This window comes from Microcoleus sp. (assembly GCF_049646505.1).
GTDB lineage: Bacteria > Cyanobacteriota > Cyanobacteriia > Cyanobacteriales > Microcoleaceae > Microcoleus.
Genome location: NZ_JBARVX010000399.1, coordinates 1 through 1,772, shown reverse-complemented (window position 1 = coordinate 1,772; position 1,772 = coordinate 1). Strand labels below are relative to the sequence as shown.

Below are 1,772 nucleotides of genomic sequence, written 5' to 3'. Positions count from 1 at the left end.
ATAATGACAGTTGCTCCTTCCTGGGCAAGTGTCGTGGCGATCGCTAATCCAATTCCGGCGGTTGAACCGCTGACCAATGCAATCCGATCTGATAGTTGGAGATCCATACTTTCTTAAACCAAATAATTTATCAGCGATCTAGAGTTTCAACTTGCTCAAATAATGAAGCAACTGCCGACTCAATTAGTGGAAAGCTAATCTAGTTTCACCACCATTTTACCCACATTTTTGCCCTCAAAAAGACCGATAAACGCATCCACCGCTCGCTCGATTCCTGCCACCTCTGTTTCCTTATTCTTCAATTTTCCAGCTTGGAAATAGCCGCCCACTTCTTGTTCAAATTCACTCTGGCGATCGAGCCAATCGCGAACAATTAGCCCTTTCATGGTCAAGCGTTTGCCAATCATATTAAATAGATTGGAAGGGCCAGGCTGCGGTTTTTCATCGTTATAACTGGAGATGCTGCCACAAGCGATAATCCGGCCGTGCACGCGCAATGCCGAGAGCGCCGCTTGCAGCGTTTCGCCTCCTACATTATCGAAATAGACATCAATTCCATCCGGTGCTGCCTGATTTAGTTGTTCGAGAATAGGGCCGGCTTTGTAATCGAAGGCGCTATCAAATCCGCATTCTTCCTGCAAAAACTTGATTTTTTCCATTGACCCGGCTGAGCCGATGACATGACATCCGCGCAATTTTGCTAGTTGTCCGGCGACATTTCCCACCGCGCCTGCGGCTCCCGAAATAAAAATAACATCGCCGGCTTTGACTTCTACCAAATTCAACCCAACCCAAGCAGTCATACCTGTCATGCCGAGGGTACCGAGGTAAACTGAGAGCGGTTGAATGTCGCGGCTAACCTGATGCAAATCTTTTGGTGCAGCGATGAAGTATTCCCGCCAGCCATAGTTGGAAGTCACAACATCACCCGGCTTTAATTCCTGGGCACGAGACTCGATTACCTCGCCGACTGCGCCGCCTTCGAGTGCTTTTCCTAACTGGAAGGATGGAACATAGGATTTCCCCTCGTTCATGCGACCGCGCATATATGGATCGACTGACATATAGAGATTGCGAACGAGCACTTGCCCATCTTGAAGTGGCTTTAGTTCTGTTTGGGCGATCGCAAAGTTATCTGCGGTAGGAATCCCCTTGGGGCGAGAGACTAGCCGAATCTCGCGGCTCACGATATCTGTCATAATTTTCTCCTTATTAATTATTAGCCCAAATTTATTGGTTTACCTCATCAATTGACTGTTTTTTGTTTTGCGATCGCCCCATTAATCTAAAGTTCTTGCTTTGTCGGACGGACGATCATTTCATTCACATCAACATCAGCGGGCTGCTCGATCGCATAGGCGATCGCCCTAGCAATAGCATCTGCATCAATAGCTATTTCGTGACATTACTCCGACTATCAGGTGCGGAGCTTCTAAGAATCACTTCTTAGATTTCCTAGTTATTCCCTCGCGGGTTTTCGACTTTGACCTAGATTGAGACACCTCAATCCCCGGCAAACCGTCTGCATAGGCATTTTGAATTCCCGACTGTCCATCGGTACTAATCAAAGCTATTCCTCTATTTCTAATTACTTGACCGCTGGCGATATCTCTATCGGTTGTGTAACCACAATTAGAACAAGAGTGTACCCTGACACTTAAGTCTTTTTTAACTCTTGTACCGCACTCAGGACATTCTTGTGAAGTACCTCTAGCGCTGACTTCACTAAAGAATTTACCGCGTTTCCAACACACGTACTTGACGATGGTTCG

General features: G+C 46.7%; 2 protein-coding genes. Both read right to left on the bottom strand.

Going from position 1 to position 1,772, the window contains the following annotated elements; genetic code table 11:
• Positions 1 to 194: 194 nt before the first annotated feature.
• Complete coding sequence (locus WBA89_RS19860) at positions 195 to 1,199, bottom strand: NADP-dependent oxidoreductase (RefSeq protein ID WP_424408912.1); 1,005 nt, start codon at positions 1,197 to 1,199, stop codon at positions 195 to 197.
• A 240-nt stretch (positions 1,200 to 1,439) separates the two neighbouring features.
• Positions 1,440 to 1,772, bottom strand: a 333-nt coding sequence (locus tag WBA89_RS19855; RefSeq protein ID WP_424408911.1) for a zinc ribbon domain-containing protein, incomplete at its 5' end; no start/stop codon positions are given.

Coding starts and splice junctions, on each gene's coding strand:
- WBA89_RS19860 (WP_424408912.1), bottom strand. CDS start 1,199: ATGACAGATATCGTGAGCCGCGAGATTCGGCTAGTCTCTCGCCCCAAG.